The sequence below is a fragment of the Micromonospora sp. NPDC053740 genome, assembly GCF_040677775.1.
GTDB classification, from domain to species: Bacteria; Actinomycetota; Actinomycetes; order Mycobacteriales; family Micromonosporaceae; genus Micromonospora; species Micromonospora alfalfae.
This window is the reverse complement of sequence record NZ_JBFASO010000005.1, coordinates 135,286-161,685: the sequence shown is the minus strand read 5'-3', so window position 1 is coordinate 161,685 and position 26,400 is coordinate 135,286. Positions and strand designations below refer to the sequence as shown.

The 26,400-nt window shown below is 70.4% G+C and carries 26 protein-coding genes and 1 pseudogene; 16 read left to right on the top strand and 11 right to left on the bottom strand.

Features of this window, described 5'->3' with window-relative positions:
* Positions 1-20: 20 nt before the first annotated feature.
* Positions 21-1,349, bottom strand: coding sequence for an ABC transporter substrate-binding protein (locus AB0K35_RS15900; RefSeq protein WP_238671522.1), 1,329 nt, complete (start codon positions 1,347-1,349; stop codon positions 21-23).
* Between the two features lie 283 nt (positions 1,350-1,632).
* On the opposite strand from AB0K35_RS15900, the gene AB0K35_RS15895 reads away from it, so the two are divergent.
* The 3 genes from AB0K35_RS15895 to AB0K35_RS15885 are packed head-to-tail and all read left to right on the top strand — an operon-like array spanning position 1,633 to position 4,971.
* Positions 1,633-3,624, top strand: coding sequence for a beta-galactosidase (locus tag AB0K35_RS15895; protein ID WP_363885886.1), 1,992 nt, complete (start codon positions 1,633-1,635; stop codon positions 3,622-3,624).
* 37 nt (positions 3,625-3,661) lie between these two features.
* Positions 3,662-4,438 carry a DeoR/GlpR family DNA-binding transcription regulator gene (locus AB0K35_RS15890; protein WP_112675483.1) on the top strand — a complete coding sequence of 259 codons (777 nt, stop codon included), beginning with the start codon at positions 3,662-3,664 and terminating at the stop codon, positions 4,436-4,438.
* A 38-nt stretch (positions 4,439-4,476) separates the two neighbouring features.
* Positions 4,477-4,971, top strand: coding sequence for a hypothetical protein (locus AB0K35_RS15885; RefSeq protein ID WP_363885884.1), 495 nt, complete (start codon positions 4,477-4,479; stop codon positions 4,969-4,971).
* Here AB0K35_RS15885 and AB0K35_RS15880 read toward each other — a convergent pair.
* From AB0K35_RS15880 to AB0K35_RS15870, 3 genes are all read right to left on the bottom strand, one after another.
* Positions 4,952-5,485 carry a hypothetical protein gene (locus tag AB0K35_RS15880; protein WP_238671519.1) on the bottom strand — a complete coding sequence of 178 codons (534 nt, stop codon included), beginning with the start codon at positions 5,483-5,485 and terminating at the stop codon, positions 4,952-4,954. The genes AB0K35_RS15885 and AB0K35_RS15880 overlap by 20 nt on opposite strands.
* Before the next feature lie 19 nt (positions 5,486-5,504).
* On the bottom strand, positions 5,505-5,741 hold the full coding sequence (locus AB0K35_RS15875) for a hypothetical protein (RefSeq protein ID WP_363886141.1): 237 nt from the start codon (positions 5,739-5,741) through the stop codon (positions 5,505-5,507).
* An 86-nt stretch (positions 5,742-5,827) separates the two neighbouring features.
* Positions 5,828-6,100: a DivIVA domain-containing protein gene (locus tag AB0K35_RS15870; protein ID WP_363885882.1), complete on the bottom strand. Its 273-nt coding sequence runs from the start codon at positions 6,098-6,100 to the stop codon at positions 5,828-5,830.
* Positions 6,101-6,435: 335 nt separating this feature from the next.
* On the opposite strand from AB0K35_RS15870, the pseudogene AB0K35_RS15865 reads away from it, so the two are divergent.
* The 3 genes and pseudogenes from AB0K35_RS15865 to AB0K35_RS15855 all read left to right on the top strand — a co-directional run bounded on the left by AB0K35_RS15865 (position 6,436) and on the right by AB0K35_RS15855 (position 8,868).
* Positions 6,436-7,305: pseudogene (locus AB0K35_RS15865) on the top strand (helix-turn-helix transcriptional regulator).
* On the top strand, positions 7,302-7,514 hold the full coding sequence (locus tag AB0K35_RS15860) for a DUF397 domain-containing protein (protein ID WP_357365347.1): 213 nt from the start codon (positions 7,302-7,304) through the stop codon (positions 7,512-7,514). The pseudogene AB0K35_RS15865 and the gene AB0K35_RS15860 overlap by 4 nt, the downstream one beginning before the upstream one ends.
* Before the next feature lie 406 nt (positions 7,515-7,920).
* On the top strand, positions 7,921-8,868 hold the full coding sequence (locus AB0K35_RS15855) for a sporulation protein (protein ID WP_363885881.1): 948 nt from the start codon (positions 7,921-7,923) through the stop codon (positions 8,866-8,868).
* Positions 8,869-8,936: 68 nt separating this feature from the next.
* Here the strand turns inward: AB0K35_RS15855 and AB0K35_RS15850 are convergent, their stop codons facing one another.
* Together AB0K35_RS15850 and AB0K35_RS15845 are read right to left on the bottom strand one after the other, a co-directional pair.
* On the bottom strand, positions 8,937-9,311 hold the full coding sequence (locus AB0K35_RS15850; RefSeq protein ID WP_357286889.1) for a hypothetical protein: 375 nt from the start codon (positions 9,309-9,311) through the stop codon (positions 8,937-8,939).
* Between the two features lie 177 nt (positions 9,312-9,488).
* Positions 9,489-11,531, bottom strand: coding sequence for a glycerophosphodiester phosphodiesterase family protein (locus tag AB0K35_RS15845; RefSeq protein ID WP_363885879.1), 2,043 nt, complete (start codon positions 11,529-11,531; stop codon positions 9,489-9,491).
* Between the two features lie 191 nt (positions 11,532-11,722).
* On the opposite strand from AB0K35_RS15845, the gene AB0K35_RS15840 reads away from it, so the two are divergent.
* Positions 11,723-12,142 (top strand): hypothetical protein, encoded by a 420-nt coding sequence (locus AB0K35_RS15840; RefSeq protein ID WP_363885877.1) that lies wholly within the window; start codon positions 11,723-11,725, stop codon positions 12,140-12,142.
* Positions 12,143-12,196: 54 nt separating this feature from the next.
* Here the strand turns inward: AB0K35_RS15840 and AB0K35_RS15835 are convergent, their stop codons facing one another.
* Entirely contained in the window at positions 12,197-14,491 is a 2,295-nt protein-coding gene (locus AB0K35_RS15835) for an ATP-binding domain-containing protein (RefSeq protein WP_363885875.1), read from the bottom strand.
* Positions 14,492-14,637: 146 nt separating this feature from the next.
* Between AB0K35_RS15835 and AB0K35_RS15830 the strand changes: the two genes are divergently transcribed.
* Positions 14,638-15,264: an SGNH/GDSL hydrolase family protein gene (locus AB0K35_RS15830; protein ID WP_363885873.1), complete on the top strand. Its 627-nt coding sequence runs from the start codon at positions 14,638-14,640 to the stop codon at positions 15,262-15,264.
* Positions 15,265-15,332: 68 nt separating this feature from the next.
* On the opposite strand, the gene AB0K35_RS15825 is transcribed toward AB0K35_RS15830, so the two are convergent.
* Positions 15,333-16,472, bottom strand: a complete 1,140-nt coding sequence (locus AB0K35_RS15825; RefSeq protein WP_238671511.1) for a sigma-E factor regulatory protein RseB domain-containing protein — start codon at positions 16,470-16,472, stop codon at positions 15,333-15,335.
* A gap of 95 nt (positions 16,473-16,567) precedes the next feature.
* On the opposite strand from AB0K35_RS15825, the gene AB0K35_RS15820 reads away from it, so the two are divergent.
* Positions 16,568-17,224 (top strand): response regulator transcription factor, encoded by a 657-nt coding sequence (locus AB0K35_RS15820; protein WP_124816037.1) that lies wholly within the window; start codon positions 16,568-16,570, stop codon positions 17,222-17,224.
* A gap of 74 nt (positions 17,225-17,298) precedes the next feature.
* On the top strand, positions 17,299-18,711 hold the full coding sequence (locus AB0K35_RS15815) for an ATP-binding protein (RefSeq protein ID WP_238671528.1): 1,413 nt from the start codon (positions 17,299-17,301) through the stop codon (positions 18,709-18,711).
* 282 nt (positions 18,712-18,993) lie between these two features.
* Here AB0K35_RS15815 and AB0K35_RS15810 read toward each other — a convergent pair whose 3' ends face one another.
* The gene (locus AB0K35_RS15810) at positions 18,994-20,658 is read right to left on the bottom strand and encodes a tetratricopeptide repeat protein (RefSeq protein ID WP_363885870.1); all 1,665 of its coding nucleotides are present in this window, start codon (positions 20,656-20,658) and stop codon (positions 18,994-18,996) included.
* 57 nt (positions 20,659-20,715) lie between these two features.
* Positions 20,716-21,177 carry a MarR family transcriptional regulator gene (locus AB0K35_RS15805; protein ID WP_238671509.1) on the bottom strand — a complete coding sequence of 154 codons (462 nt, stop codon included), beginning with the start codon at positions 21,175-21,177 and terminating at the stop codon, positions 20,716-20,718.
* A gap of 49 nt (positions 21,178-21,226) precedes the next feature.
* Between AB0K35_RS15805 and AB0K35_RS15800 the strand changes: the two genes are divergently transcribed.
* Together AB0K35_RS15800 and AB0K35_RS15795 are read left to right on the top strand one after the other, a co-directional pair.
* Entirely contained in the window at positions 21,227-21,748 is a 522-nt protein-coding gene (locus AB0K35_RS15800; RefSeq protein ID WP_238671508.1) for a VOC family protein, read from the top strand.
* A gap of 24 nt (positions 21,749-21,772) precedes the next feature.
* Positions 21,773-22,657, top strand: a complete 885-nt coding sequence (locus AB0K35_RS15795) for a hypothetical protein (protein ID WP_363885868.1) — start codon at positions 21,773-21,775, stop codon at positions 22,655-22,657.
* 236 nt (positions 22,658-22,893) lie between these two features.
* Here the strand turns inward: AB0K35_RS15795 and AB0K35_RS15790 are convergent, their stop codons facing one another.
* Positions 22,894-23,073, bottom strand: a complete 180-nt coding sequence (locus AB0K35_RS15790; RefSeq protein WP_030333600.1) for a DUF4236 domain-containing protein — start codon at positions 23,071-23,073, stop codon at positions 22,894-22,896.
* Positions 23,074-23,321: 248 nt separating this feature from the next.
* On the opposite strand from AB0K35_RS15790, the gene AB0K35_RS15785 reads away from it, so the two are divergent.
* The 4 genes from AB0K35_RS15785 (at position 23,322) to AB0K35_RS15770 (ending at position 26,392) form a co-directional block, all read left to right on the top strand.
* Entirely contained in the window at positions 23,322-23,399 is a 78-nt protein-coding gene (locus AB0K35_RS15785; protein WP_349881247.1) for a putative leader peptide, read from the top strand.
* A 164-nt stretch (positions 23,400-23,563) separates the two neighbouring features.
* The gene (locus AB0K35_RS15780; RefSeq protein ID WP_238671506.1) at positions 23,564-24,601 is read left to right on the top strand and encodes an ABC transporter substrate-binding protein; all 1,038 of its coding nucleotides are present in this window, start codon (positions 23,564-23,566) and stop codon (positions 24,599-24,601) included.
* The gene (locus AB0K35_RS15775; RefSeq protein WP_238671505.1) at positions 24,598-25,527 is read left to right on the top strand and encodes an ABC transporter ATP-binding protein; all 930 of its coding nucleotides are present in this window, start codon (positions 24,598-24,600) and stop codon (positions 25,525-25,527) included. The genes AB0K35_RS15780 and AB0K35_RS15775 overlap by 4 nt, the downstream gene beginning before the upstream one ends.
* Entirely contained in the window at positions 25,520-26,392 is an 873-nt protein-coding gene (locus AB0K35_RS15770) for an ABC transporter permease (RefSeq protein WP_363885866.1), read from the top strand. The genes AB0K35_RS15775 and AB0K35_RS15770 overlap by 8 nt, the downstream gene beginning before the upstream one ends.
* The last annotated feature ends 8 nt before the right edge of the window (positions 26,393-26,400 follow it).

The following is a 26,400-nucleotide window of genomic DNA, read 5'->3' as shown; positions in this document are numbered from 1 at the left end:
ATGTCCTCCCCCTTCCGCCGTCAGTCAGTGAAGATCGACTTTTTCTGGTTCTCGATGGACGAGGTGAGCCCGCCGATGTCCTTGGGGTTCTTGATGAACTGCTGGAGCGCCGGGATGATCACTGTCGAGGCGAAGTCCGGCCGGGTGTCCCGGTCGAGGAACTGGGCGATCTCGGTGGCCGACCCGACCAGTTCGGCTGCCTTCTTCTGCAGCGCGGTGTAGCCGCCGACGTCCGCGCCGCTGTTGGCGACGAGGACGGCCGGGTCGTTCTTCAGGTTGATGTCCGCGGCGGCCTTGCCACCGAAGTACTCCAGCAGCTTGCGCGCGTTGTCCTCGTTCTTGGGCTTGCGGGCCATCATGTAGCCGTCGATCGGGGCGTCCAGCGCTTTCGCGCCGATGGCCGGGTCGATCTCGGGGAAGGTGAAGAAGTCGAGATCGTCCTGCTCGTCGTTGCTGAACTGCTGACCGACGAAGAGGCCGAGCAGGTACATGCCGCTCTTCTTCTGCTGCAACGACTGCGCGGCCTCCTGCCAGGTGCGGCCGAGGCTGTCCGGCTGGTGCAGGGGGAGCAGGCCGGCCCAGGTGTCGAAGACCTTCTTGACCTTGTCGGAGGTCCAGGCTTCCTTGCCGGCCATCAGGTCGATGTGGAACTGGTAGCCGTTGATGCGCAGGTTGAGGATGTCGAAGGTGCCCATCGCCGGCCAGCCGTCCTTGTCGGCGAAGGCGATGGGGATGAGGCCGTCCCTCTTCATCTGCGCGCCGAGCGCGGTGAACTGGTCCAGGGTGGTGGGCACCTGGTAGCCGCGTTGCTGCCACACCGACTTGCGGTAGAAGACCGCCCACGGGTAGTACGTCCCCGGTACGAAGTACTGTTTGCCGTCGTCGCCGGTGGATGCCTTCTTGAAGGCGTCGGAGTAGCCGGAGAGCTTGCCCCACACGTCGCTGATGTCACTGGCCAGGCCCTTCTGCGCGAAGAAGCGCATCCGGTAGCCGGCGAACCAGGTGAACACGTCGTCCGGCTTGCCCTGTAGGTAATTGTTGATGTTCTCCTGGAACGTGTTGTGGTCGACCGTATTGACAGCTACCTGCACCCCGGATGAGGTCTTGAAGCCGTCGGTGATCTTGACCAGGACGTCTTTCGGCTTCGGGTCGGACTGGTTCGAGCCGAGCGACACGTCAGTGCTGGACCCGCCGGAGCCGGAGTCGTCGCCGCAGCCGGCGAGCAGGCCGGTGCCGAGCAGCGCGCCGGTGCCGGCCGCGCCGGCCAGCAGCGATCGTCGGTTGATGCCGGCGACTGAGGGCGGTACGAGCCGAGCCAGGTACTCGGCTTGGGATTGGGGACGGGACATCTGTGCCTCCTGCGGATGAGAAGGAGCTACGCCCAAGGGCCGTCAGTGTGGTGAAGGCAGGTCCGGCGTCGTGATCGCACATTGAGATCCACCGAGAATCCACATTGGCGAACACGAACGGCCATTGGGGCCTCAAGCTACCCTGCAGTCGGGCGCTGTCAAGAGGGCTGTTCGCCTCTGATAACCCAGTCGTGACACGGCCGTTACCTGGTAAACGTTGGAAAGAAGCTCGATGTTGGAACCTGTTGACTTCCGTAGGTCAGCGGGTGCACCCTCAGCTGTCATGCGGCGATGGCAGGGTGACAGCATCCATTTCGGCGGCGACTACAACCCCGAGCAGTGGCCCGAGGAAACCTGGTCCGAGGACGTCGACCTGATGCGCCAGGCCGGGGTCAACCTGGTCTCCGTCGGCGTCTTCTCCTGGGCGCTGCTGGAGCCCACCCGGGGGCGGTTCGAGTTCGGCTGGCTGGACCGGGTGCTGGACCTGCTGCACGACTCCGGCATCCAGGTTGACCTGGCCACCGCCACGGCCAGTCCACCGCCGTGGTTGGCCCACGCGCACCCGGAGACGCTGCCCCGCCGGGCCGACGGCGCGATCCTCTGGCCCGGGGGACGGCAGGCGTACTGCCCCAGCTCACCGATGTTTCGCGAGCGATCGCTGGAGCTGGTACGCGCGGTCGCCGGCCGGTACGCCGAGCACCCTGCCGTGGTCATGTGGCACGTCTCCAACGAGCTGGGCTGCCACAACGCGCATTGCTACTGCGACGTCAGCGCCGAGGCGTTCCGCGGTTGGCTGCGGGAGCGCTACGGCGACCTGGACCGGCTCAACGACGCCTGGGGCACCGCGTTCTGGAGTCAGCGCTACGGCGACTGGGCCGAGATCAACCCACCCCGTACCGCGCTGACCTTCGCCAACCCCACGCAGCAGCTCGACTTCCTGCGCTTCTCCTCAGACGAGCTGCGCGCCCAACTGCGCGCCGAACGCGAGGTCCTGAAGACGCTGGTCCGCCAGCCGATCACCACCAACTTCATGATCGGCATGGGCGTCAAGCACATGGACTACCAGTCCTGGGCCGACGATGTGGACCTGGTGTCCAACGACCACTACCTGACCGCGGCCGACCCGCAGGCGCACCTCGGTCTGTCGCTCGCCGCCGATCACACCCGGGGCGTCGCCGGCGGCGATCCGTGGCTGCTGATGGAGCACTCCACCAGCGCCGTCCAATGGCAGCCGCGCAACGTGGCCAAACTGCCTGGGCAACTGCGCCGCAACAGTCTGGCGCACGTCGCCCGGGGCGCCGACGGAGTGCTGTTCTTCCAGTGGCGTGCGTCCCGGTCCGGTGCGGAGAAGTTCCACTCCGCGCTGGTGCCGCACGCCGGGCCGGACACCAAGGTGTTCCGCGAGGTCTGCCAGCTCGGCGCGGACCTCAAGGCCCTCGCGGAGGTGCGCGGTAGCCGGGTGGACGCCGACGTGGCGATCCTGTTCGACTGGGAGGCGTGGTGGGGCGTCGAGCTGGACTCGCACCCCAGCGTCGACGTCACCTACGCCGACCGGCTGAACGCGCTGTACGGCTCGCTCTGGCGGGCCGGCGTGACCGCCGACATCGTCCACCCGTCTACCGACCTCAGCGGCTACCGGCTGGTGCTGGTGCCGACCCTCTACCTGGTCCGGGACGCCGACGTCGACGCGCTGCAGAGGTACGTCGAGTCCGGCGGCACGGTGGCCGTCACCTACTTCAGCGGCATTGTCGACGCCAACGACCACATCCGGTTGGGCGGCTACCCGGGCGCGTTCCGGGAGTTGCTCGGCGTCCGGACCGAGGAGTTCTTCCCGCTGCGCGAGGGCGAGCAGGTCCACCTCGACGACGGCGGTACCGCCGACGTGTGGACCGAGTGGGTGCACCCCGACGGCGCCGAGGTGCTCGCCTCGTACACCGATGGGCCCCTGCCGGGCGTGCCGGCGCTGACCCGGCACCGGGTGGGCGACGGCGCGGCCTGGTATGTCGGCACCCGGCTGGACGAGCCGGCCACCGACCGGCTGGTGGCCCGGCTGCTCGCCGAGGCCGGCGTCCGCCCGGCGGTGTCGGCGCCGTCCGGGGTGGAGGTGGTCCGCCGCCGCGACGGCGACCGGACCTGGCTGTTCGCGATCAACCACACCGACACCGAGGTACGCCTGCCGGTGCACGGCGTCGAGCTGTTGACCGGCGGACTCTGCGCCGGTGAGCTGTCACTGCCGGCTGGTGAGGTGGCGGTGGTCCGTGAGGATCGGACCTGATTCTGACGACAGTCACTGCGCGAAGGAGGTTCCCCACATGCTCGCCCAGCAGCGGCAGACCGCCATCCTCGATCTGATCCGCCAACGCGGCGGGGTGCGGGTGAGTCACCTGGTCAGTCGGTTCGGCGTGTCAGACATGACGATCCGGCGTGACCTGGAGGTGTTGGCCGAACGCGGACTGGTCGACAAGGTGCACGGCGGCGCTACCCTCGCCGGGCCCGGCTCGGCCGAGGAACCCGGCTTCGCCGCCAAGTCGATCCGGCAACAGGCGGAGAAGCGGGCCATCGCCGAGCGGGCGGCGACGATGGTGGAGCCGGGGATGGCCATCGCGCTGTCCGCCGGCACCACCACCGCCGCGCTGGCCACGCTGCTCTCCGACGTACGCGGGCTGACAGTGGTGACCAACTCGATCCCGGTGGCCGACGCGCTCTACCAGAACCCGCGCGCCGACCAGACAGTCGTGTTGACCGGTGGCATCCGCACCCCGTCGGACGCGTTGACCGGGCCGGTGGCCGAGGCGGCGATCAGCGCGCTCAACGTCGACCTGCTGTTCCTCGGTGTGCACGGCCTCAGCCCACGCACCGGTTTCACCACACCCAACCTGCTGGAGGCCGGCGTCAACCGCTGCCTCATCGGCGCGGCCCGCCGGCTCGTGGTGCTCGCCGACCACACCAAGTGGGAGACGATCGGCATCGCCACCATCGCCCCGCTGGAGGCCGCCGACGTGCTGATCACCGACCGTGGGCTGCCGACGGAGGCACGCACCACGATCGGGGAACAGGTAGGCGAACTGGTGATCGTGGAACCCGATTAGCGGCGCGGTCCATGCGCCTGAGTGAGAGGAACACGGCCATGACCGCGGTCAAGGTGCGATGGGCTGCGATCGTCGTCGTGGGCCTGGGCCTCCTCGGGATGCTGACGTGGTCGGCCGGCTCGTGGCCCGCCGACCAGACCCGGGCGACGGTCGATCACTGCTATGTGACCCACGATCGGCTGGAGGCCATGCACAGCCGGTGCGTCGGCAACTGGACCCGTGGCGGACGCGGGCGGCAGGGGCCGATCCACGGCGTCGACGTCAAGGAGTCCTGGAAGGTCATCGACGACGAGCCCAACAGTGCGTACGAGTGGGAGGTGGCGGTCCCGGCCTCGGCTCGACAGCCACGCGTACTCGCCGACACCCGGCAGGCATGGACGTTGTCGCCGCGTGCCCTGCCGTGGGGTCTGGTCCCCGCCGGCCTCGTGGCGCTGCTGGCCGCGCTCGCCTGGCTGATCACCACGACGGTCGGGCACCGAGGTCGGCGCGGAGCGTGCCGGCCGAGTCCAGCCGCTAGTGGTCGTTCAGCATGAACAGGAGCGTTCGATGCTCCAGGTCCAGGAACACCACTCGCCAACGTGTCGACGGCGCTGCCTCGTTGTAGATCTCACTGTGCAGCCAACGGGGCTTGGTCGGGAGGAACGGCACGAGGTCCGGTCGCACGTCCGTCGGCGTATGCGAGTGGAGCAGCTCAGCCGGGTCGATGGAGGCGAACGGAACGAATGCGAACTGCTCGGCCAACCTGTGCGCATCCTCCGGACGCAGGACGATGACGCCCTGGTACTCCCAGTCCGTCGGGCCCGGCGCCCGTGAGCACGGATTGCCCAACGCGCGCGCCTGCCAATGGATCTCCGAATACTCACCGACGAACGGAAGCTCTTCCGGCGACTCCCAGCGGCTGACCCGGACCTTTGCCTCGTCGGCCTGCCGTTGCTCCTGGCAGCCACGCGTCTCGTCCGCAACAGCCGTGTCGCATCCGAGCACCACCAGTAGCAGCCCCGCCACCGCAGCGAGCCCGGCTGGACGTGCCCGTCTCCCCGTCTTCATCGCCAGACTGTAGATCGATCTATGGACCGTCGTTGGGTAGGCAGGCACCGGCGTGGTCGGCCTCCCGCGCACATCGGCGGCGATCGGGCATGATCCGGTCGCAGAAAACCCAATGTCGTACGTGCTGCGCGTCCTCGGCCGAGACGGTGGTGGCGCCGAGGTCGACCTGCGGCGTGGAGGCCAGGGAACGGGCGAGCGTCCGCGCCAGGTCCAGCGCCTCGGCCAGGTTGGTGACCGCCACCGGCAGGTGGATCACATATCGAGGTCTCTCCGTGTACGCCTCGACGGCGAACCGCGGCAACGGCGTGAAAAGCCCGCTGTACTGGTGCTCCCATCCCGGGCTCACGGCTGACGCCGCTCGGACCAGGCGCTCTGCCAATCGCGCAGCGCACGCTTCACCCGGGCGTTCTCCTCGCTGAGCCGAGCCACATCGTGGTGCAGCGTCGCCAGGTCGAACGCGACGCGGTGCAGGAACCGCCGTACCTCCCGGGGATCCAGGCCTCGCCGGCCGAAACCGACGACGGTGAACTGCCGGTCGCGGACCTGGCTCGGGTGCAGCCGCGCCAGCCGAGCGCCGCCGTGGAGCGTGCCGTCGTAGAGAGTGCCTCGGGTCATTCATCACCTCACGCGTCGTCGATCGATGGGCGGGTCAGGGTCGCGAAGGCGCCCTTTGCCGTGGTAGTTATTCGTTCAAGTCGGTTCGGAGCCGGGATTCGCACATCCCGACGCTCTAGTTGAGACCCGACGAGAGCCGGTATGCGCCTGCCACTCGCGAGGCCATCTCTCGTCACCTTCTCGGCTGTTGGCACAGCCGCGGTTGCCGTGTTTGCACCGGGCGTCCCCGGGGGCCGGCGATCACCTCACCCGAAGGCCACGTTTCCAGTGGCCTCGGTATTGGTGCAACGACACCAACAAAATTCGTCGTGAGGGTCCGCGAGGAGAGGGGCACCATGCCCGCCAGGCGTGAATCGTTCGTGCAGACGTTGCGTGCCCAGTGGCTCGGTCAGCAGATGCGGCAGCTACGGGAGCAACGCGGCATCACTCTGAAGCAGGCCGCCGAGTTCCTGGAGCGCGACTTTTCGTCCATCGCCCGCTGGGAGCGCGCGGAGTGGCCATTCCGGCGCGGGGTTGTCGTGTCGCTGCTCGATCTCTACGGCGAGCACGACGGGCGCGAGCGGAACCGTTTCATCCAGCTCGCCGAGGATGCTTGGCGAACGGATCGGTGAGACGACGACTATGACGAGTTGGTTGACGCCTCATTCATCGATTTCCCCTGGCTGGAGAGCAGGGCCGAACGCATCTACTCGTGGGATGCCTTCCTCATGCCGGGGCTCATGCAGACGCCGGCTTACGCGGAGGCGGTGATCCGTAACGCGGAGGGGGAGGGTGCGACAGATTTTTCCGTCGGCAAGTGGCTACAACTCAGGATTGACCGTCAACGTGTGCTGGCACGGGACCCGACCGTCCGGGTGGCGGCGATTATCGACGAGAGCGTGCTGCGCCGGCCTGTCGGTGGCCCTGCCGTGATGCGCGGCCAACTCCACCACCTGGCTGACCTGATCGGGCAGCCGAACATCGATGTCCGAGTGCTGCCATCAAGGGTGGGGCTGCACGCCGGTCTCGATGGCTCGTTCGTACTCTTCGGGATGCCCAAGCCGTACCCGGAGGTCGCCTATGCCGAGACACTGGGCGGGCGACGTTTCATGGAATCTCCAACGTCGAAGCGCTACGCGCTTGCGTACGATCGGCTTCGTGATGTCGCGTTGGATCGGCGCGAGGCGGCCGAGCTGATCGCGGAGATCAAGGAGGAACTGCCATGAGTGAAGCCTTGCCTGCGGTGGCCTGGCATGTCAGCACCCGGAGCAACAGCAACGGCGGTAGCTGCGTGGAGGCGGGGCCCGTCCTGGACGGTTCCGGCCGGGTGGCGGTGCGCGACAGCAAGGATCGCGCGGCGGCGACCCTCGTCTACCCGGCAGGCGGCTGGATGGCGTTCGTCGACGGGGTGAAGGGCGGCGAGTTCGCGCCCTGATGCGTGATCGACTCGGGTTCCTGGAAGTCGGGGTGTTGCCGCGATCCGGATACCCCGACTTCAATGGATGCGAGTTGATCACCGCTGCTGGTGTCACCTTCCCGCACGCTGCGGCGCGGAAGCTCGGCCGAACTGCGCCCGGCGGCCCGCGTCGCCGTCGACGATCTGATCGGTCGCCGGTCCAAGGGTGCTGCGCAGCGGAGGCCCGGACGCCTGATTCGTTTGCGACATCAGCTCCAAAGGCTCGCCGACAGACATTGGCTCGCCGCTGACTGTGAACGTGGAGGCCGACATCGGGCGGCCGACGTGGCGCTTCACAGCCACCTCACAGGGCTGCTGGATAGGGTGCCGTTCGAGTCAACGTCCGACTCCAGCCTGGAGCGGTCGGCGTCGCACAGGAGTTCCGATGGTCTTCAAGAAGATGTTGAGCGCGTTCGGTGTGGGCGGTCCCAGCGTGGACACCGTGCTGACCAACCCCAACACCCGGCCCGGTCTGACCCTCGACGGGCAGGTCAACCTCGTTGGTGGCGACGCTGAGGCAGCCATCGAGCAGGTGGTGATCGGCCTTGTCACCCGGGTCGAGGTCGAGGGACACGACACCGAGTACGCGGGCACGATGGAGTTCCACCGCATGGCGGTCAGCGGGTCGCTCGTGCTCGCCCCGAAGCAGCAGCTCTCGATCCCATTCCAGCTGCCGGTGCCGTGGGAGACCCCGATCACCGACGTGTACGGCCAGCGCCTGCACGGCATGACGATGGGTCTGCGCACCGAGTTGGCGATCGCCCGCGCGGTCGACAAGAGCGACCTGGACCAGGTGGCGGTGCACCCGCTGCCGGTGCACGAGCGGATCCTGGAGGCGTTCCAGCGGCTCGGCTTCCGGTTCAAGCACGCCGACCTGGAGCGTGGTCACATCCGGGGCGTGCAGCAGACGCTGCCGTTCTACCAGGAGATCGAGTTCTTCGCCTCCCCGCAGTACGCGAGCACGATCCGGGAGGTCGAGCTGACCTTCGTGACCAGCCAGCGCGGTGTGGAGGTCATCCTGGAGTGCGACAAGCGCGGCGGGTTCCTCAGCGCCGGGCACGACGCGTTCGGTCGCTACCAGGTGGCGCACACCGACGCTGACCGCGTCGACTGGGCGCAGGTCGTCGACGGCTGGCTGCGCGAGACCACGTCCCGTTACGGCAGCCTGCGCTCCCAGTACGGCCCCAGCCACGGTCACGGGCACAGCCGCGGGCACGGCATGGGCGGCATGGTGGCCGGAGCGGCGCTCGGCGTCGCCGGCGGCATGATCGCCGGCGAGGTGATCGAGGACGCGTTCGAGGGCGACTTCGGCGACTTCGGTGGCGACGAGTAACTGATCCACAAGCGACGACAGTGGCCTCCGGGAGTCCTCCCGGAGGCCACTGTCCTACGCGTGACGCGTCAGTGCTTGTTGCGTTCCTTGCCGGACCGGCGCGCGGAGCCGGCCTTCGACAGACCACGGCTGACCAGGTAACCACCGGTCAGAATGGTCAGGAACAGCCACGCCTGGTTCGGGTTGTTGATGTTCAGCCCGTTGGCGGTGGTGCCCTTCCAGAACGCGGCGATCACCACGAGCGCGACCGCAGCGGCGTAGACCCAGAATTCCGTCGTCAGGAACGCCTGCTTGGTCTCCGTGCCCGGCGACGGCATCGGGTCTCGGTGCCCGTCCCGCATGGACGGCATCTGCTGGGTCTGCATGTCCCGCATCGACGCGGGATTCTGCGGGTCGTTCATGGGCCGGTTCATCGGCCGGGTGGAAGCAGCCTGCGTGCTCATCTGGTCCTCCTCAGGATGCGATGAGTCGTACCTGCATTCCCTCGCCCCGCTACCGCGTTTCGGCCACGGCACGGTTCGCTTTCGTGGCGGGGACAACCCCCGACTACCCGAGACCCCGGAGCAGGTAACACCGATCGCCGGCCGGGAAAATCCGGCCGGCGATCGGATGTCGACAGGTCAGCGCAGGCCGTTGCGCCTGGCCACGCTCACCAGAAGGTCCGGGTCGTCGGTGATGATGCCGTCGACGCCCAGGTCGATGACCCGCTGCATGACCGTCGCGTCATCCACGGTGTACGGGATCACCTTCAGGTTGTCGCGCGTCTGCAGGGTCCGAACGTCCGGTCCGTGAAAGTATGCCGGGTTCTCCCGCAGGTACCAGTCGGTCGAGGCGACAGTGCCCTGCTTCGGGTCGTGCACCTGCCAGTTGGCGGAAACCGTGCCAGCCCCCGCGGCCCGGGTCAGCTTGCCGAGGTCCTGGTACTTCCACCAGTCCAGCCCACCGGTCCAGGGGCTCTTCACCGACGGGTTGCCGTAGACCGCCTCCAGCGAGCACTCGTCCGCGAGGGTGACGCACTCGGCGGGACCGTACTGCCAGACCAGGCCGACAGTGCCGATGCGGCGGTCGAGCTGCTTGGCGTACGTGATGGTGCGCCAGTCGAACGACTGGATGGTGGCAGTGCTGGTGAAGCCGGCCCGCTGGATCGCGTCGACGAGCTTGCGGGTGAAGCTGCGGTACGGCTCGGTGTCGTTCACCACCGGACTGATCTTCGTTTCGATGTTCATTCCGATGTCGGTGCGGCCACTCGCCTTCACCAGGGCGAAGACCTCGTCCAGGGTCGGGATCCGGGCACCGGGCGCGGGCACCTGGGCGGGCAGTTCGGGCAGCGTCTTCGTGCCGCAGTCGACGGTCTTGAGCTGCGCCAGGGTCAACTCGTGCACCGGCTTGCCCACGTACGGGAACTTCCGGTCCCCCTTGCGCACCGGGGCGGTGTCGACGCAGTGCGACCCGTTGACGGTCCGGTCGTGCAGCACCACGAGCTTGCCGTCGGCCGTCACGTTGGTGTCCAGCTCAAGGGTGGAGATGGCCCGGTTGGACAGCGCGTTCGCGAACGCCGGCAGTGTGTTCTCCGGTCGGGTGGCCCGACCGCCCCGGTGTGCCTGGATGTCGAACGGCGCGGCGTACGCCTTCGGCAGCCGGTAACCACGCTGCGCCAGCACGCCGCGCAACCGGTCCGGGTAGTCGGTGATCATGCCGTCCACGCCGTCGTCGATCAGCTTGCTCATGGTCGGCACGTCGTCGACCGTCCACGGGATCACCTTGATCCCGTAGCGGTGCGCCTGGGCGACCATCTCCTTCGTGACGTACGGCTTGTAACCCGGGTCGGTGACAGTCCCGTTCTGCGGGGACCCGTGCACCGGCGAGAAGGCGCTGGCGCCGAAGCTACGGATCGCCTTGATCGGGTCGCCGCCGAAGTCGTCGATGTCGAGCCCGCCCAGCCACGGCGACGCACCCGGCTGACCGGTCTGGAGGAAGTCGTAGTTGGTCAGGGCGACCAGCGGCAGCTTCGGCTCGACCTGACGCATGCGCATCAGCGCGCCCCAGTCGAAGCTCTGGATGGTGACCTGCTTGAGCAGCCCGGCGGCGCGGATCTCGGCGGCGGTCACCTTGACGAAGTGCTCGCGGGGAGCGGTCTCGGTCGGTGCGCCAGCCTCGACCTTGGTTTCGACGTTGAGCTTCACGTCCTTGGCCTGGTAGCGGTTGACCAGCGCGAAGACCTCACGCAGCAGCGGCATCCGGGCACCGGGGACGGCGAGTTGGCCGGGCTTGTCCGACAGTGTCTTCGAACCGCAGTCCAGCGAGCGCACCTGGGCCAGGCTGAGCGTGTTGATGTACTTCCCGACGTACGGAAACTCCGGGTCGCCGGGCGTCACCGCAGCGGTATCGACGCACTTGGTGCCGGTGACCTTCCGGTCGTGGGTGACGACGGCCTGACCGTCCTCGGTGATCTGCACGTCCAGTTCGAGGGTGCTCACCCCGAGTTGGAGGGCGTTACCGAAGGAGGCGAGGGTGTTCTCCACCCGCAGCCCGAGGCCGCCCCGGTGGGCCTGCACGTCGAATGTCCGGTCCGGTCGTGGCTTCGCCTGAGCGGGCACCGCGAGCCCGGTCGTCACCGTCGCGGCCACCAGGGCCGCGACGGCGGTACGGCGTACTGTGCGCACGCTGTCATCCCCTCCTGCCGGCGGGCATCTCCCACCGGTCGCGGGACAGCATGGACATCTCGGGCTGCGGGCAGGCGGCCAGCGGGCGGCGTGACGGTGAACCGCCGTGGACGACCTCCCGGTCACGCCGGGTTTGGTCGGCCGGTGGTCGGGCACCCAGTCAGTTCCACAGCTTCTGCGAGGTGATGGACGTGCGTGAGGACGACATGCGGCAGGACGCCGCCCGCGAGGCCGAGGACCGGATCGCCGGTGGCGTGTACGGCAAGGGCGCCCTCGACGAGGTGACTGTGCCACGCACCGATGTGGAGAGTCAGATCCAGCGCGACGACCCCTTCGATCCGGCCAAGGAGCGGATCGACCCACAGGTGCTGCGCGACGGTGGCCCTGTCGGCGGGCAGGGCGCGGTGACGACCACCGGTGGCACCGCCGGGCCGGCGAACGTACGCCGGGTGGCCCGACAGCCGGAGCGACACCCGGGCAAGGTAGCGCCGACCACCACCGGTGATGCCACCACCGGCGGCCTGAGCACCCCGATGGGCGGTGGCACCAGCGACCAGTCCACGTCGGCGACCGGCCCAGCAAAGTCCATCAGGGACAAATCAAACGACTAACCCACCCGCCGCCCCGACCGCGTGACAGCTCGGTCGGGGCGGTGAGCCTCGTGGTCAGCTCGCCGGGCGGAGGACGCCCAGGCGTTGGGTGGCGCGGGTCAGGGCCACGTACAGGTCGCTGCGCCCACGGGGAGACTCGGCCACCATCCGGTCCGGATCGACCACCAGCACCGAGTCGAACTCCAACCCCTTGGCCTGCGCGACTGTCAAGACCACCACCCGGCTCTCCAACTCCGGATGCTCGCCGACGGCGGCCTCCGGCAGGGCGGCGGTCACCGCCGCGCCCAACTCACCCACCCGGCCGGCCGGCACGAGGACCCCGAGCCGCCCCTCGGTCAGCCCGGACGCCTCCCGGGTGGCCTCGGCGACCAACTCCGCCGCCAACCGGCCGGCGGGGACCGTCCGGTCCCACGGCGGTACGCCGCTCTCCCGCACCGAGCGCGGCGGCCGCAGTGCCGGGTCGATCTCGGCCAGTACGTCGGCGGCGACCGCCATGATCTCGGCGGGAGTGCGGTAGCTGACCGTCAGTTCGGTGAGCCGCCACCGCTGCTCGACGTACGGGGCGAGGGCGTCCGCCCACGACGGCGTACCGCTCAGCGCGCCGGTCTGTGCCACATCTCCGACGATCGTCATCGACCGGCTCGGGCAGCGGCGCATCAGCAGTCGCCAGGCCATCGGCGAGAGCTCCTGCGCCTCGTCCACGATCACGTGGCCGAACGCCCAGGTGCGGTCGGCGGCGGCCCGCTGCGCGGTGGTCAGCCGGTCGGCCTCCTCCTGCCGCTCCAACAGTCGATCCGCGTCGATCAGGTCGGTCACGCCCAGGATCTCACCGCCCTCGGCCTCGTCCTCGACGTCGATCGAGCGGGAACCCCTGGCGATCTCCAGCACGCCCTCGGCGTACTCCCGTTCCATCATCCGGATGCGGTCCCGCCGGGCGGCGGCGGCGCGTTCGTCCTCGCCGAGCAGTTCGGCGGCCTCGTCCAGCAGCGGGACGTCGGCCGGCGTCCAACCGCCGCGCTCACGGTGCAGCAGCGCCCGCTCGTCCTCGCTGAGCATCGGCGCGGCGGCGGCGATCCGGTCCCTGTCGGCGTACAGGTCGGCGAGCAGCCGCTGCGGGGTGAGCACCGGCCACAGCCGGTCCAGGGCGGCCTGGATCTCCGTCTCCTCGCGCAGCTCGCGGCGGATCTCGGCGCGGTCCGCCTCGTCGAGGAGGTTGTCCCCGCCGAGCGGGTCGGCGCCGATCCGTTCGGCCACCTGGTCGGCGAGTGCGTGCACGATCTCCACGTCGAACAGCGCGCGGGCCAGGTTGTGCGGTCGGTCGGCGCGACGGACCCGATCCCGGGCCGCGCGCACGATCTCCGGGTCGAGGGTCAGCGTCTCCCGCTCGACCTCGATCTCCAGCGGCTCGTCCGGCACCCACTGCCGGTCCCGTACGGCCAGCGCCAACACCTCGGCCAGCACCTCCCGGCCCTTGAGCGCCGCGGTCTCGGCCGGCTCGGTCCGTTGGGCCCTCACCCCGGGAAAGAGATCACCCTGGGTACGCAGCAGCACGCCGGTCTCGGCCAGCGTCGGCAGCACCTGGGAGATGTAGCGCAGGAAGGTCGCGTTCGGGCCGACCAGCAGCACGCCACGGCTGGAGAGTTCCCGGCGGTGCGTGTAGAGCAGGTACGCCGCCCGGTGCAGCGCGACAGCGGTCTTGCCGGTGCCGGGGCCGCCCTGGACCACCATCACGCCCGGCAGCTCCGCGCGGATGACCTCGTCCTGTTCGGCCTGGATGGTCTCGACGATGTCGCGCATCCGGCCGGTACGGCCCGCGTTCAGCGCGGCGAGCAGCGACGCCTCACCGGTCAGCTCCTCGTGGGCGCCGGGGGAGGCGGTGTCGATGTCGAGCACCTCGTCGTTGAGCCCGGTCACCTTGCGCTGCCGGGTACGCAGGTGCCGGCGACGGCGTACGCCCTGCGGGTTGGCGGCGGTGGCGAGGTAGAACGGGCGGGCGGCGGGTGCCCGCCAGTCCATCAGCAGCGGGTCGTAGTCACCACTGGTGTCGAAGATGCCGATCCGGCCGATGTAGCGGCGGGAGTCGTCGTCGCCGTCGAGACGGCCGAAGCAGAGCCCGTTCTCCACTGCGGAGAACTGTTCGACCTGATCGGCGTACATCGCTACCGAGCTGTCGCGCTGCGAGCGATCCTGGAGGGTGCCGCCGGTGTTGTGCAGCTCGGCGGTGAGCCGGTGGGCGGCCTGCTCACGCAGCTCGTCCAGCCGGTTGTAGAGCATCGAGACGTACTCCTGCTCGCGACCGATCTCGTCGTCGAGCGGCAATTCGCCGGAACCGCCGGAGTGCCTTGACAAGCCGTCTCCCTAAAGATTAGAATCCTTTGCAGGAACGGCTTTAAGCCGTTCTTTTTTGTGCCTTCGAACTGTTGAAGATAGCGCGTTCCGCCGGTTCTCACCAAGCCGGGCGGTCCGGCGCGCCGGTGATCGCGAGGTGACGGCGGATGATCCTGCGGACCGGCCAACGGGTGGTCTTCATCGGGGACAGCATCACCGATTGTGGTCGACGCGACGTCGCGGCGCCCTACGGCAGCGGATATGTGAGTCTCGTGCGTGCCCTGGTCGACGCCCGGCACCCGGAGTTGGAGCTGGAGTGGGTCAACCGGGGTGTGGGCGGCGACACGGTGCGGGACCTGGCCGCCCGCTGGGAGGACGACGCCATCGCCGAGCGCCCCGACTGGCTCGCGGTGCTGATCGGCATCAACGACATCTGGCGGCACTACGGTGACCGGCCGGATGAGGCGGTCGGCATCGAGGAGTACGAGCGCACCCTGCGCGACCTGCTCCGTCGGGCGGTCGACGCCACCGGCTGCCGCCTGATCCTCGGTGACCCGTTCTTCATCGAGGCCGACCGGAGCGTCCCGCAACGCGCCGACACCGACCGGTACGCGGCGGTCGTCGCGGGGCTGGCGACCGATTTCGACGCGGTGCACGTGCCCAACCAGGCGGCGTTCGACAGGGTGCTGGCGGTGAGTCCGGCGACGCGGTGGGCCGACGACCGGGTCCACCCGCACCTGCCCGGCCACGCGGTCCTCGCCGACGCGTACCTCAACGCCCTCGGCGTCTCCTGACCTCGGCCTGACCCACAGCGAAACGCCGGGCCGACCGTCAGGTCGACCCGGCGCGAACACTGCGGAGATCAGCCGCGCGCGGCCTGGTAGAGCCGCTCCGGCGTCACCGCTCCGGCGAGCACCCGGCCGTCGTCGGTGAGCAGCACGCTGAACAGTTTGCTGCTGAAGAGCCGACCGCTGCCCCAGTCGCCGCTGACCGCCGGCAGCCCTCCGAGCAGCTTCGACATGTCCAGGTCCGGCCCGGCGCCGGCCGGGGGAGCTGCCGGCTTCGGGGCGGGCTTCCCGGCGACATCGGTGCCGTCGAGGCGGCCAACCAGCACTGTCGTCCAGCCGTCGCCCACCGCGCGGACCTGCCTGTCACCCGCCGGCTCGACGTGACCGGGCTTGCCAGTCGGCTTTCCCGTCGGGCGCTCGGCCTTCTCCTCGTCGACGGTCACGCCGGGCGGCGGGTTGAAGCGGAACTGGTCGGCGTCCGGGCGGCGGTAGTCGACCTGGGTGAACGCCACCTCGAACGCCGGCCGGTCGCTGCCCTTCGCGAGCACCTCGAAGCGCAGCGGCACGTGCTGCTTGGCGTCGATGGCGATCCGCAGCTGGTGCACCAGGGAGTCCTGGTCGCGCGGCTGGAGCACCAACTCGTACGCGTCCCGGCCGGCGACGGTGGCCGACCGGCCCACGCTGACCTCGGTGCTCGGGTCGATAGCGTCCAAAGCCAGGTCGGCGGCCTGCTGCGGGGTGGCCGGCAGGCTCGCTGCCGGCTCGGGAGCGGGCTTCCAGGCCCCGGCGTCGCCGCCCAGCGTGCGGTGGGTGGCGGTGTTGCTGCGGCTCTGCCACGTCCACAGGTCCCGGCCGTTGCGGATGATGTCCTGCTCGCCCAGAGTGTCCATCAGCGCGACCCGCTGCTGGTCCGGCCCGGAATACCAGACCCGCAGGGTGTGGGTGCCGGTCAGCAGGGTGGTCAGCTCGTTGCCGGGAATCAGCCCGACGAGGGGCGGCAGGCCGAGGTCGGCGCGTTGCACGACGGTCCCGGACAACCCCTCCAGCCGGGATGTCTGCAGGTCGACCAGGAGCTGAGCGGCGGTTCGGGGCGGCAGGCTCGGCTCGGCCTCGGCGGCGAACGTGCCGATCGCCGCGCCGCCGCCGATGACGGCGACGGCCGCGGTGGCCGGAACCAGCCAACGAAGGACGGGACGGCTTCTCAGGACGGACATGGTGGCACCTCCTGCGGCCATCTTGCCTCGTCCGTGCTGTGAACGCGCTGAGGACACCGAACCGTGCCGATTGACCCGGGTGGCACCCTTGAGCTGTGCGGGTGCTGGTGGTGGAGGACGAGGCCCGGTTGGCGGCTGCCCTGCAACGCGGTCTCCAGGCGGAGGGGTTCGCGGTGGACGTGGCGGCAACCGGCCCGGCGGGCCTGGACGCGGCCCGGCACGGCGGGTACGACGCCATGATCCTCGACGTGATGCTGCCCGGCCTCTCCGGGTACGAGTTGGTCCGGCGGCTGCGCGCGGAGCAGCACTGGTTGCCGGTGTTGATGCTCTCCGCCAAGGACGGCGAGTACGACCAGGCCGACGGCCTCGACTGCGGCGCCGACGACTACCTGACCAAACCCTTCTCGTACGTGGTGCTGCTGGCCCGGTTGCGGGCGCTGCTGCGTCGGGGCGCGCCGGAGCGCCCGACCGTGCTGGCGGTCGGTGACCTGCGGCTGGACCCGGCCCGACGGCGGGTGACCAGGGCGGACGCCGAGGTGGCGTTGACCGCGCGGGAGTTCGCGTTGCTGGACTACCTGATGCGCCGGCCGGGCCAGGTCATCTCCAAGATCGAGTTGTTGGACCACGTCTGGGACGCCAGCCTGGAGACCGCGCCGAACGCCGTCGAGGTGTACGTCGGCTACCTGCGCCGCAAGCTCGGCCGGGACCGGCTGGAGACGGTCCGTGGCGCCGGCTACCGGCTGGCGACGTGACCGCCGACGGCCCGGCACCCACCCGTCGGGCCAGGCCCGGCCAGATACCGGTCCTCGGGCTGCGCGGGCGGCTCATGGCGATCGGTGTGGTCGGTCTCACCATCGGGCTGGCCCTGGGCGGGGTGGTGCTGCTCGGCGCGCTCAGCTTCGTGCTCCAGCGCACTGTCGACACCGAGGCGTTCCGCACCGCCGACGCGGTCGCCCTGCTCGCCGCCGAGGACGCGCTGCCCGACCCGCTGCCGGTGGCCGGGGGACAGGTCCGCGTGCAGGTGATCGACGGGCAGGGACGGATCCGGGCGGCCTCGATCGACGCCGATCGCCTGGTGCCGATGGTCCGTCCGGAGCGACTGAACCGCGACGGTCGGCAGCGGCTGGAGGTGCCGGCCGAGCGGGTCGGGCTCGTCGGCCCGGTGCGGGTGGTCGCCGTGCCCGCCGGCACCGCGGCCGACCCGCTCACCGTGCTGGTCGCCCGCTCGATGGCCGACGTGCGGCACAGCACCCATGTGGTCCGGACCATCCTGCTGGTGGCGTTCCCGCTGCTGGTCGCGGTGTTGGCCGGGGTGGCGTGGCGGGTGGTGGGCGCCACCCTGCGGCCGGTCGAGGCGTTACGTCGAGGCGCCGAGGAGATCACCGGGAGGGCCGCCGCCGGCCGGCTGCCGGTGCCGGCGTCGGCCGACGAGATCCACCGCCTGGCGGTCACCCTCAACGGCATGCTGGGCCGGCTGGAGTCCGCCCGCGTCCGGCAGCGGGCCTTCGTCTCCGACGCCGCGCACGAGCTGCGCAGCCCGTTGACCAACATCCGGACCGAGCTGGAGGTGGCCCAGCGCCTCGCCGACCGGACCGACTGGACTGCTGTGACCGCCAACCTGCTCGCCGACACCGACCGGTTGAGCCGCCTGGTCGACGATCTCCTGCTGCTGGCCCGCCTGGACGAGACTCCGCCGGCCCGGGGGACCGGTCCGGTGGAGTTGGGCGCGTTGCTGACCGAGGTCGCCGCCCGCTACCCGTCACCGCCGGTGCGGGTGACGCCGCCGGCCGGCCCGCTCTGGACGATCGGCACCGTCGAGGAGTTGCGTCGCGTGCTGGCCAACCTGGTCGACAACGCGGTACGCCACGCGTCCGGCAGTGTCGTGCTCGCTGCCGAGGCGACGTCGGCGGCGGTCGCCACGGTCGGGCCCGGCGTCGGGGCGTACCACCTGGTGACGGTGACCGACGACGGCCCGGGGATCGCGTTGGCGGACCGGGAGCGGGTCTTCGACCGGTTCACCCGGCTGGATGACGGACGGGCCCGCGACGACGGGGGCGCGGGTCTGGGGCTGGCCATCGTCCGGGAGTTGGTCCGACGCGCGGGCGGCAGCATCACCCTGACCGACGCGCCGGAGCAGCGAGGACTACGGGTCTGCCTGCTGCTGCCAGCGTTGCCGGCCGAGGACGGGCAGAGGTGGACGGCCAGTGACGGCGACCTCCCCCCAACCGCCCACCGATGACCCTTTGCTCTGCATCAGCGGAGGCGACAGTTACGTCACGTAACGCGTGTCGAGGCGGCCGGTTACGACGTTCCAGCTGCTCATCGGGAGTGGTGCGTATAGGTAAGCAGAGCAAAGCCTGAGCCGGAGTATGGGCGGGGGCGTCGGGTGTGACGGCGTGTCACGGTGGGTTCGTCAGCGCGTAGCCCACGCTGAGTGAGGTCTGCGGGGCGTAGCCGGGCAGGACAGTGGCGGGCGGGGCATAGCCGGCGGGGCGTGGCGGCCAGGGCAGTGGAGGACGGGTCAGCGGCGGCGGGTGCAGACCTGCTTGGAACGCGCCACGGTGTCGGTGGACCAGGCGACGGCCACGGTGAAGCAGAAGTCGTTGGTGCGGTTGAGCGCGTAGATGACGAAGCTGGTGGTGCCGGCGGGCAGCGTCGCGAAGATGTTGTGGGTCTGGCCGGTGCGCCCACCCGCGATGACCACCGGGCCCTCGCCGCCGGCCGGGTAGGTCCAGTTCAGCGCGATGCTGTCCCGGGTGTCGCGCAGGGTCACCGCGCTGGGTGGGGTGCCGGGTGGGGCCGCGGCGGCAGCCGACGTCGGTGCCGTGCCGCCCGGGGCGGGCGCGGAGCTGGCCGGCGCGCCGGCGGAGGGGGAGGCGCTGGCCGGCGGCGGGTTCGGTTCGTCGTCGCCGTCGACCCGGGCCACCCCGGCGATCACCGCCGCCGCGCCGAGGAGCACCACGACCACCCCGGCCACCAGCACCGGGACCAGCCGGTTGCGCTGCTCCGGCGGCGCGCGGTGCACGGGCACCGGCAGCAGCCGTGACGGCGTGTACGGCTCGACCTGCCCGTACGGATCAGGCCGCGCGTACGGCTCGGGCTGGGCGTACGGGTCGGGCTGGGCGTACGGGTCGGACGGTTGGTGCTGGTCGGACGGCGGGTTCGGGTCGGGCGACCCGTACGGTTCGGCGGGTCGGTGCAGTCGGTACACCCCGGGCTGCTCCTCCGTGCCGCCGGCCAGCCCGACCACCGACGGGGGCACCGGAGGGTCGCTGTGGTGGGGCGACGGCTCGTCCGCCGCTTCGGGCGACCACCTGCCGCCCGACGACCCGACCGACTCATCGGAGGGCAGCCGGGGGTTCGGCACCGCACCGGCGTGGTGGGTTGCGGCTGCCGGCGGGTGGTAGCCGGATTCGGCCGGCCCGTCACTGTGCGGTGGGACGCGGGCGGCCGGCACGACCGGCGTGTCCCGAGCCGTGGGCTGGTTGTCCGCGCAGGCGTGGTCGGGACTGGCCGCCGCCCGGGCCAGGGCCGCCACCTGGGTGGCCAGCGGGTCGTCGCCGGGCAGGTGCTGGCGACACAACTCGCGGGCGAGCGCCAGGTTGTCATGTGCCTCGGCGAACTGCCCGCAGTCGCGCTGCATCGCCCCGAGCCGCGCCAGCATCTTGATGCCGCTGGGGTGCCCGTCGCCGTACACCTCGCGGTGCAGCTCCCAGGCGTCCTGGAGGCGGTCGCGGGCCACGGTGCACTGGCCGCGCGCGTACTCGACGGTGGCCAGGTCGGCGTGCGCGGCGAGCACCCGCAGCGACTCCGGGCCGTCCTGCGCGGTCAGCTCGATGATGACTTCCTGGTAGAGCCGCGCCGCCCGGGAGTGGCTGCCGACCCGGTGCAGCACCGCGGCCAGGGTCGCCGCCGCGGCCACCGTGCGCGGGTCGGCGCGGCCGTGCAGGCGGGTGGTGGCCGCGTACGCGAAGGCGGCCCACCCTCGGGCCGAGTGCGGCTCGCCGAGGGCGATCAGCACCCGCGCCTGGAGGCTGGCAGCCTCGGCCAGCTCGGGGGTGGCGTTGGCCGGGCGGGGGTCGGCGTCGGTGAGCGCGTCGGACAGCAGTTGCTGTGCGCCGGCCAGATCGCCGGAGGACACGAGGTGGTGCGCCTGATCAGTCAGTTCACCGAAGCCGGAAGACACGCCCCATCGTGCTCATCCGACGACGGTAAGTACAAGACCCGCGCCGGTGTCGATTGGTCAGGATCCGGTCAGGTGCTCGGCCAGGGTCTCGCTGATCCGGCGCAACTGGTCGACCTGGGCGGGGCTCAACGCGTCGAACAGATGTTGGCGTACCCCCTCGACGTGGCCGGGTGCGGCGGCCGCGAGGGTGGCGAAACCCTCGTCGGTGAGGACCGCGATCTGCCCGCGCCGGTCGGTGGGGCAGTCCTCGCGGCGCACCCAGCCGGCGGCCTCCAGTCGGGCCACGGCGTGCGAGAGCCGGCTGCGGGATGACCCCGCGGCCTGCGCCAACTGGCTCATGCGCAGTTGCCGGCCGGGGGCCTCGGAGAGCTGAACCAAAATCTCGTAGTACGCGTGCGGCATGCCCGCGTCGCGTTGCAGCTCACGGTCGAGAGTGTCCATCAGCACCCGGGAGGCGGTGAGGTACGCGCGCCACGTGCGCTGCTCGTCGGGGTCCAACCAGCGGGTCATGACCGCCATCATACTCCCGATGGTTGAATGTTCAACTAAACCGCGCTAGTCTCGGGTCATGGGTATTCATCGGCTCAACCACGCGGTCCTCTACGTCAGTGACCTCGCCCGCAGCGTCGCGTTCTACAGCGACGTGCTGGGCTTCCGCCCGGTGGCGATGACCCCGGACGGCTTCCGGGGCGCCACCTTCCTCCAGGCCCCCGACTCCACAAACGACCACGACCTCGGCCTCTTCGAGATCGGCGCGGGCGCCGGGCGGTCGGCCGCCGGCCGGTCCACCGTCGGCCTCTACCACCTCGCCTGGGAGGTGGACACGCTCGACGAGCTGGCCGCTACCGCCGAGCGGCTCGCCGCGGCCGGAGCGCTGGCCGGCACCTCCGACCACGGCACGACCAAGAGCCTCTACGGCAAGGACCCGGACGGTCTGGAGTTCGAGGTGGTCTGGCTGATCCCGGCCGACCTGCTCGACGACACCGCGCTAGCTGCCCGCAAGCAGATCGGTCGGCTCGACCTGGACGCCGAACGGCAGCGTTACGGCGGGCAGACCCGGGGCGGGGTGGGGATCTCCGTCCCGGCCTGACCGCCCGTACGGTAGAACGGACCGATGCCGACCGACCGGACCACTGAATTCCTCCGCGAGCTGCTGGTCCGCCAGTTGACGACCTGGCTGCCCGCGGCCCTGCACCGCTCCCGGCGGGCCACCATTGCCCTCGCGGGCGCCGACGCGGGCAGCGCGGAGGCCGCGCTGCGCCTGGTCGCCACCCACGGCGACCAGGTACGCGGCCGGCAGGTGTCGGTGCTGGTGCTGGCCGACGCCGCAGCCGACCTGCCGGCCCGACTCGGCCCGATCGAGGCGGAACTGCCCGCCGAGGTCACCGTGCACCTGCTGCCCGGCGAGCCGTACCGGCTGCCGGTCGCGGTCAAGGCCGCCGGGGCGGCCGGCGCGCCGCTGTTCTCCTTCGTGGACCTGCCCGGCGCGGTGACGTCGAAGCTGCTCACCGCCGCAACCAACGGCCGGACCGGAGAACTGCTGCTGCACACCGGCGACAGCGCCCGAGACATGCTCGTCTCCGCCGGCTTCCCCCTGGTCGCCGAGGTGGCACCGGTGCTGCCCGGCGGCGAGGCCGCCGGGGTGATCGCCTTCGGCAGTCGCTCCGACCGGAGTCTCGAGGCGGTCCGTGACGCCCTCTGGGCCATCGGCGCGGACCTCGACGTGCGCTACCGCGACCCACTCGACCCGACCGGCACGACTGTCGACGTCGTCGGCGATCCCGACCTCGAACCGCTGGCCCACGAGTTGCTGGCCGAGTTGCGGGCGGGTGGGCCACGGCCGGTCACCGAGCTGCGTCGGCACACCCTCACCGCGACCGTCTACCGTGCCGCTGACGCGAATCAGGCGCTCGTCGACCTTCTCGACGCCGGTGCCCTGCAACGCGATCGCGAGTCCGGGCGGCTGGCCGGCGACGAGATCATCACCCTGGCGCGCTGACCACCCCCACCCCCACCCCACCCGCACCCTGCCCGCAACCCGCCCGCACCCACGCGATCTTGCACTTCCTGCCCCGGCATAAGGGCTATTCCACGCAAAACAGCGACAGAAACTGCAAGATCGCCGGGCCGGCCCGGGCGGGCTGGGCCGGGCCGGGGGCGGGCCGGGCTGGGGTGGGGTGGACGCCGAGCGGGGTGCCGGTGAATCACCGGCACCCCGCTCGACTCCCGGGATACTTACGACCGGGACTTGTCCTGCTTCCAGCTCAGTGGACCCGGCAGGTCGACCCGGTGCGCGCGGGCCTTGGAGTTCCAGGACCAGCGACCGATCTTGATGCTCCACGAGGAGAAGCCGTTCTCGGTGAAGTTCAGGATGATCGGACCGTACTTCTTGCGCTTGCGAAACATGAGGCCCATCGGAGGTCTCCCCTCGTCACCGTTCCCTGCCGTGTCGAGATCGAACATGCCCGAACCGACAACTTTTGAAACCCTCTCGCTGTCCGTCCTGGACGGTCGCCCACCGGATGCCGCAATCTCTACCCATCAGATAGGTGTTTCGGCACGGTAAACCCTGTTCGGGGCGCTTCGTAACATCGGCAGCGATAGAAGTCTCACCTTCTGGAAGGCCGTTGACCGCTCGTTCCGATCCCGGGCAGCATGGGGTCATGTCGCAGCGGGATGAGCTTCTCCTCACCGCTCGTGTGCACGTCGACCTGGTCCGACACGCGAGCGCGCTCTGTTGAGCTGACCGGTCCATACGGCTCGGCTCCAGCGCCGCACCGGTCCATCCGGCTCCGCGCCGCACTCCCACCGCACGCCCGCGCACCGCGCACCGCGCCGCGGCGTGCCCGCACGCCCTCTTCCGGGCGTTCCCGCTTCCCATCGTGGACAGATCAGGAGACTCCCCATGTCCCCACCCCGTCGTGCCATTCTGCGTGAGCTCGCCGCCGTTGCCGCGCTGGCCGTGCTCACCGCCACCGCCACCGCCGGCTGCGCCGGTGACGCGGCAGCCGACGGCACCCAGGCCAGCGAGCTGCGCTACCAGGGCTCGGTCGGCCAGGTCACCCTCCCCGAACTCGCCGCCGATCTCGGCTACCTCGGCGACGTCAAGCTCAGGTGGATCGGCAACGTCACCGGTGGCCCGCAGGACATCCAGGCCACTGCCACCGGTCAGAGCGACTTCGGCGGCGCGTTCAACGGCGCCATCGTCAAGCTCGCCACCGCCAACGCCCCGATCACCGCGGTGGTCAGCTACTACGGCTCGGACGCGCACACCTTCCAGGGCTACTACGTGCTCGACGACAGCCCGGTCCGCAGCCCCCGTGACCTGATCGGCAGGAAGGTCGGCATGAACACCCTCGGCGCGCACGCCGAGGCCGTGCTCAAGACCTGGCTCGCCCGCGGCGGCCTCACTCCCGCCGAGATCAAGCAGGTCGAGCTGGTCGCCCTGCCACCTGTCAACACCGAGCAGTCGCTGCGGCAGCGGCAGATCGACGTCGCGGTGCTCGGCGGGGTGATCCGGGACAAGGCGGTCGCCAGCGGCGGCATCCGCACCATCTTCACCGACTACGAGCTGCTCGGCGCCTTCAGCGGCGGCACCTACGTCTTCCGGGACGACTTCATCAAGCGCAACCCGGAGACCGTCAAGGCGTTCGTCACCGGGGTCGGCAAGGCCATCGAGTGGGCCCGCACCCAACCCCGGGAAACAGTGGTCGCCCGGATGCGGGACATCATCGGCAAGCGCGGCCGCAATGAGGACCCGTCGCTCGTCGCGTACTGGAAGAGCAGCGGCGTCGCCGGGCGCGGCGGCGTGATCGGCGAGCAGGAGTTCGGCACCTGGATCGACTGGCTCGCCGCCGAGGGCGAGATCAAGGGCGACCGTCCGAAGCCGGGCGACATCTACACCAACCGGTTCAACCCCTTCGTGGACGGGGGGAGCGCGTGAGCACCGACAAGATCCTCTTTGATCGGGTGAGCAAGACCTTCCCGGTCCGCGCCAGCCGGCGTGGCGGCGCCGGCGCGGTCACCGCGCTGGACGAGGTCACCCTGGGGGTACGCCCCGGCGAGTTCCTTGTCGTCGTCGGCCCCAGCGGCTGCGGCAAGTCCACCCTGCTCGACCTGCTCGGCGGGCTCACCGAGCCGACCGCGGGGCGGGTGCTCGTCGACGGTCGGCCCGTCACCGGCCCCGGCCTGGACCGGGGCATCGTCTTCCAGCAGTACGCGCTGCTGCCCTGGCGCACCGCCGCCGGCAACGTCGCGTTCGGCCTGGAGGCCAAGGGGGTACCCCGCGCCGATCGCGCCGCCCTGATCGAGCACCACCTGGACCTGGTGGGCCTGCGCGGGTTCGCCGACCGCTACCCGCACGAGCTGTCCGGCGGGATGAAGCAGCGAGTGGCCATCGCCCGCAGCCTCGCGTACGACCCGGACGTGCTGCTGATGGACGAGCCGTTCGCCGCCCTGGACGCGCAGACCCGCGACTCGTTGCAGGACGAGTTGGTGCGGATCTGGGCCCGTACCGGCAAGACGATCGTGTTCATCACCCACGGCATCGACGAGGCCGTCCACCTGGGTCAGCGGGTGGCGGTGCTGACATCGCGGCCCGGGCGGCTCAAACAGGTCATCGACATCGACCTCGGTGACCGGGACGCGGTCGAGGACGTCCGCTCCACCGACGCGTTCCGCCACCACCGTCACCAGATCTGGACCCTGCTGCGGGACGAGGTGCGGGCCGCGCAGGCCGCCGAAGGCGCCACCGGCAGCCGCACCGCGCACACCGGAGCAGTTGGTGCTCGTACTCCCGTCGTCGCCGGAGCCGACGCGCGGCGCGCGGCGCCGGCGGCGGCCCACACTGAGGAGGCCCGCGTTGGTTGACATCGCCGAACGTCCCGCCCGGCTGGCGGCCCTGGCGGCCGTGCCCGACGCGGTGGCCGCCGTCGGACCCGGCTCCGGCGGGCTTGCCGGCCGGCTGCTCGGCATCGGCGCGAAGGTGCTGCACCGCACCGTCGCGATCGTCGCGCTGGCCGCGATCTGGGAGGGCGCACCTCGGCTCGGGCTGGTGGACCGGGTCTTCCTGCCGCCGCTGTCCGAGGTGCTGGTGGCCTGGTGGGAGTTGCTGCGCAGCGGGCAGCTCGCCGAGCACGTGGGCGCGAGCCTCACCCGGTCGTTGGCCGGGCTCGGCCTGGCGGTGCTCACCGCCATCCCGCTCGGGTTGCTGATCGGCTGGTACCGGCCGCTCGCCGAGCTGCTCAGCCCGCTGCTGGAGGTGTTCCGCAACACCGCCGCGCTGGCCCTGCTGCCGGTTTTCGTGCTCATCCTCGGCCTGGGGGAGACTTCCAAGATCGCCCTGGTGCTGTACGCGTGCTCCTGGCCGATCCTGCTGAACACCATCGCCGGGGTGAAGGGCGTCGACCCGCTGCTGATCCGGTCGGCCCGCTCGATGGGGCTCAACCACCTGCGGTTGTTCCAGAAGGTGATCCTGCCGGCCGCGGTGCCGACCATCTTCACCGGCGTCCGGCTGGCCGGGGCGTACTCGATCCTGGTGCTGGTCGCGGCCGAGATGGTCGGCGCGAAGGCCGGGCTCGGCTACCTCATCAACTACGCGCAGTACAACTTCGCGATCGCCGACATGTACTCCGGGATCATCACGATCTCCGCCATCGGCCTGGTCGTCAACCAGCTCCTCATCGCCCTCGAACGTCGCTTCTCCACCTGGCGCGTCGACGTCTCTGCCGGATAGGACGGACA

Bases quoted from the DNA above. Each gene is read 5' to 3' on its own strand.
- AB0K35_RS15860 (WP_357365347.1), top strand. From the start codon at position 7,302: ATGAGTGAAGCCTTGCCTGCGGTGGCCTGGCATGTCAGCACCCGGAGC.
- AB0K35_RS15880 (WP_238671519.1), bottom strand. From the start codon at position 5,485: ATGAAGACGGGGAGACGGGCACGTCCAGCCGGGCTCGCTGCGGTGGCG.
- AB0K35_RS15790 (WP_030333600.1), bottom strand. From the start codon at position 23,073: ATGGGCCTCATGTTTCGCAAGCGCAAGAAGTACGGTCCGATCATCCTG.
- AB0K35_RS15780 (WP_238671506.1), top strand. From the start codon at position 23,564: ATGTCCCCACCCCGTCGTGCCATTCTGCGTGAGCTCGCCGCCGTTGCC.
- AB0K35_RS15785 (WP_349881247.1), top strand. From the start codon at position 23,322: ATGTCGCAGCGGGATGAGCTTCTCCTCACCGCTCGTGTGCACGTCGAC.
- AB0K35_RS15830 (WP_363885873.1), top strand. From the start codon at position 14,638: ATGATCCTGCGGACCGGCCAACGGGTGGTCTTCATCGGGGACAGCATC.
- AB0K35_RS15825 (WP_238671511.1), bottom strand. From the start codon at position 16,472: ATGTCCGTCCTGAGAAGCCGTCCCGTCCTTCGTTGGCTGGTTCCGGCC.
- AB0K35_RS15815 (WP_238671528.1), top strand. From the start codon at position 17,299: ATGGCGATCGGTGTGGTCGGTCTCACCATCGGGCTGGCCCTGGGCGGG.
- AB0K35_RS15800 (WP_238671508.1), top strand. From the start codon at position 21,227: ATGGGTATTCATCGGCTCAACCACGCGGTCCTCTACGTCAGTGACCTC.
- AB0K35_RS15885 (WP_363885884.1), top strand. From the start codon at position 4,477: ATGACCGCGGTCAAGGTGCGATGGGCTGCGATCGTCGTCGTGGGCCTG.
- AB0K35_RS15895 (WP_363885886.1), top strand. From the start codon at position 1,633: ATGCGGCGATGGCAGGGTGACAGCATCCATTTCGGCGGCGACTACAAC.
- AB0K35_RS15855 (WP_363885881.1), top strand. From the start codon at position 7,921: ATGGTCTTCAAGAAGATGTTGAGCGCGTTCGGTGTGGGCGGTCCCAGC.
- AB0K35_RS15805 (WP_238671509.1), bottom strand. From the start codon at position 21,177: ATGGCGGTCATGACCCGCTGGTTGGACCCCGACGAGCAGCGCACGTGG.
- AB0K35_RS15900 (WP_238671522.1), bottom strand. From the start codon at position 1,349: ATGTCCCGTCCCCAATCCCAAGCCGAGTACCTGGCTCGGCTCGTACCG.
- AB0K35_RS15795 (WP_363885868.1), top strand. From the start codon at position 21,773: ATGCCGACCGACCGGACCACTGAATTCCTCCGCGAGCTGCTGGTCCGC.
- AB0K35_RS15850 (WP_357286889.1), bottom strand. From the start codon at position 9,311: ATGAGCACGCAGGCTGCTTCCACCCGGCCGATGAACCGGCCCATGAAC.
- AB0K35_RS15890 (WP_112675483.1), top strand. From the start codon at position 3,662: ATGCTCGCCCAGCAGCGGCAGACCGCCATCCTCGATCTGATCCGCCAA.
- AB0K35_RS15870 (WP_363885882.1), bottom strand. From the start codon at position 6,100: ATGACCCGAGGCACTCTCTACGACGGCACGCTCCACGGCGGCGCTCGG.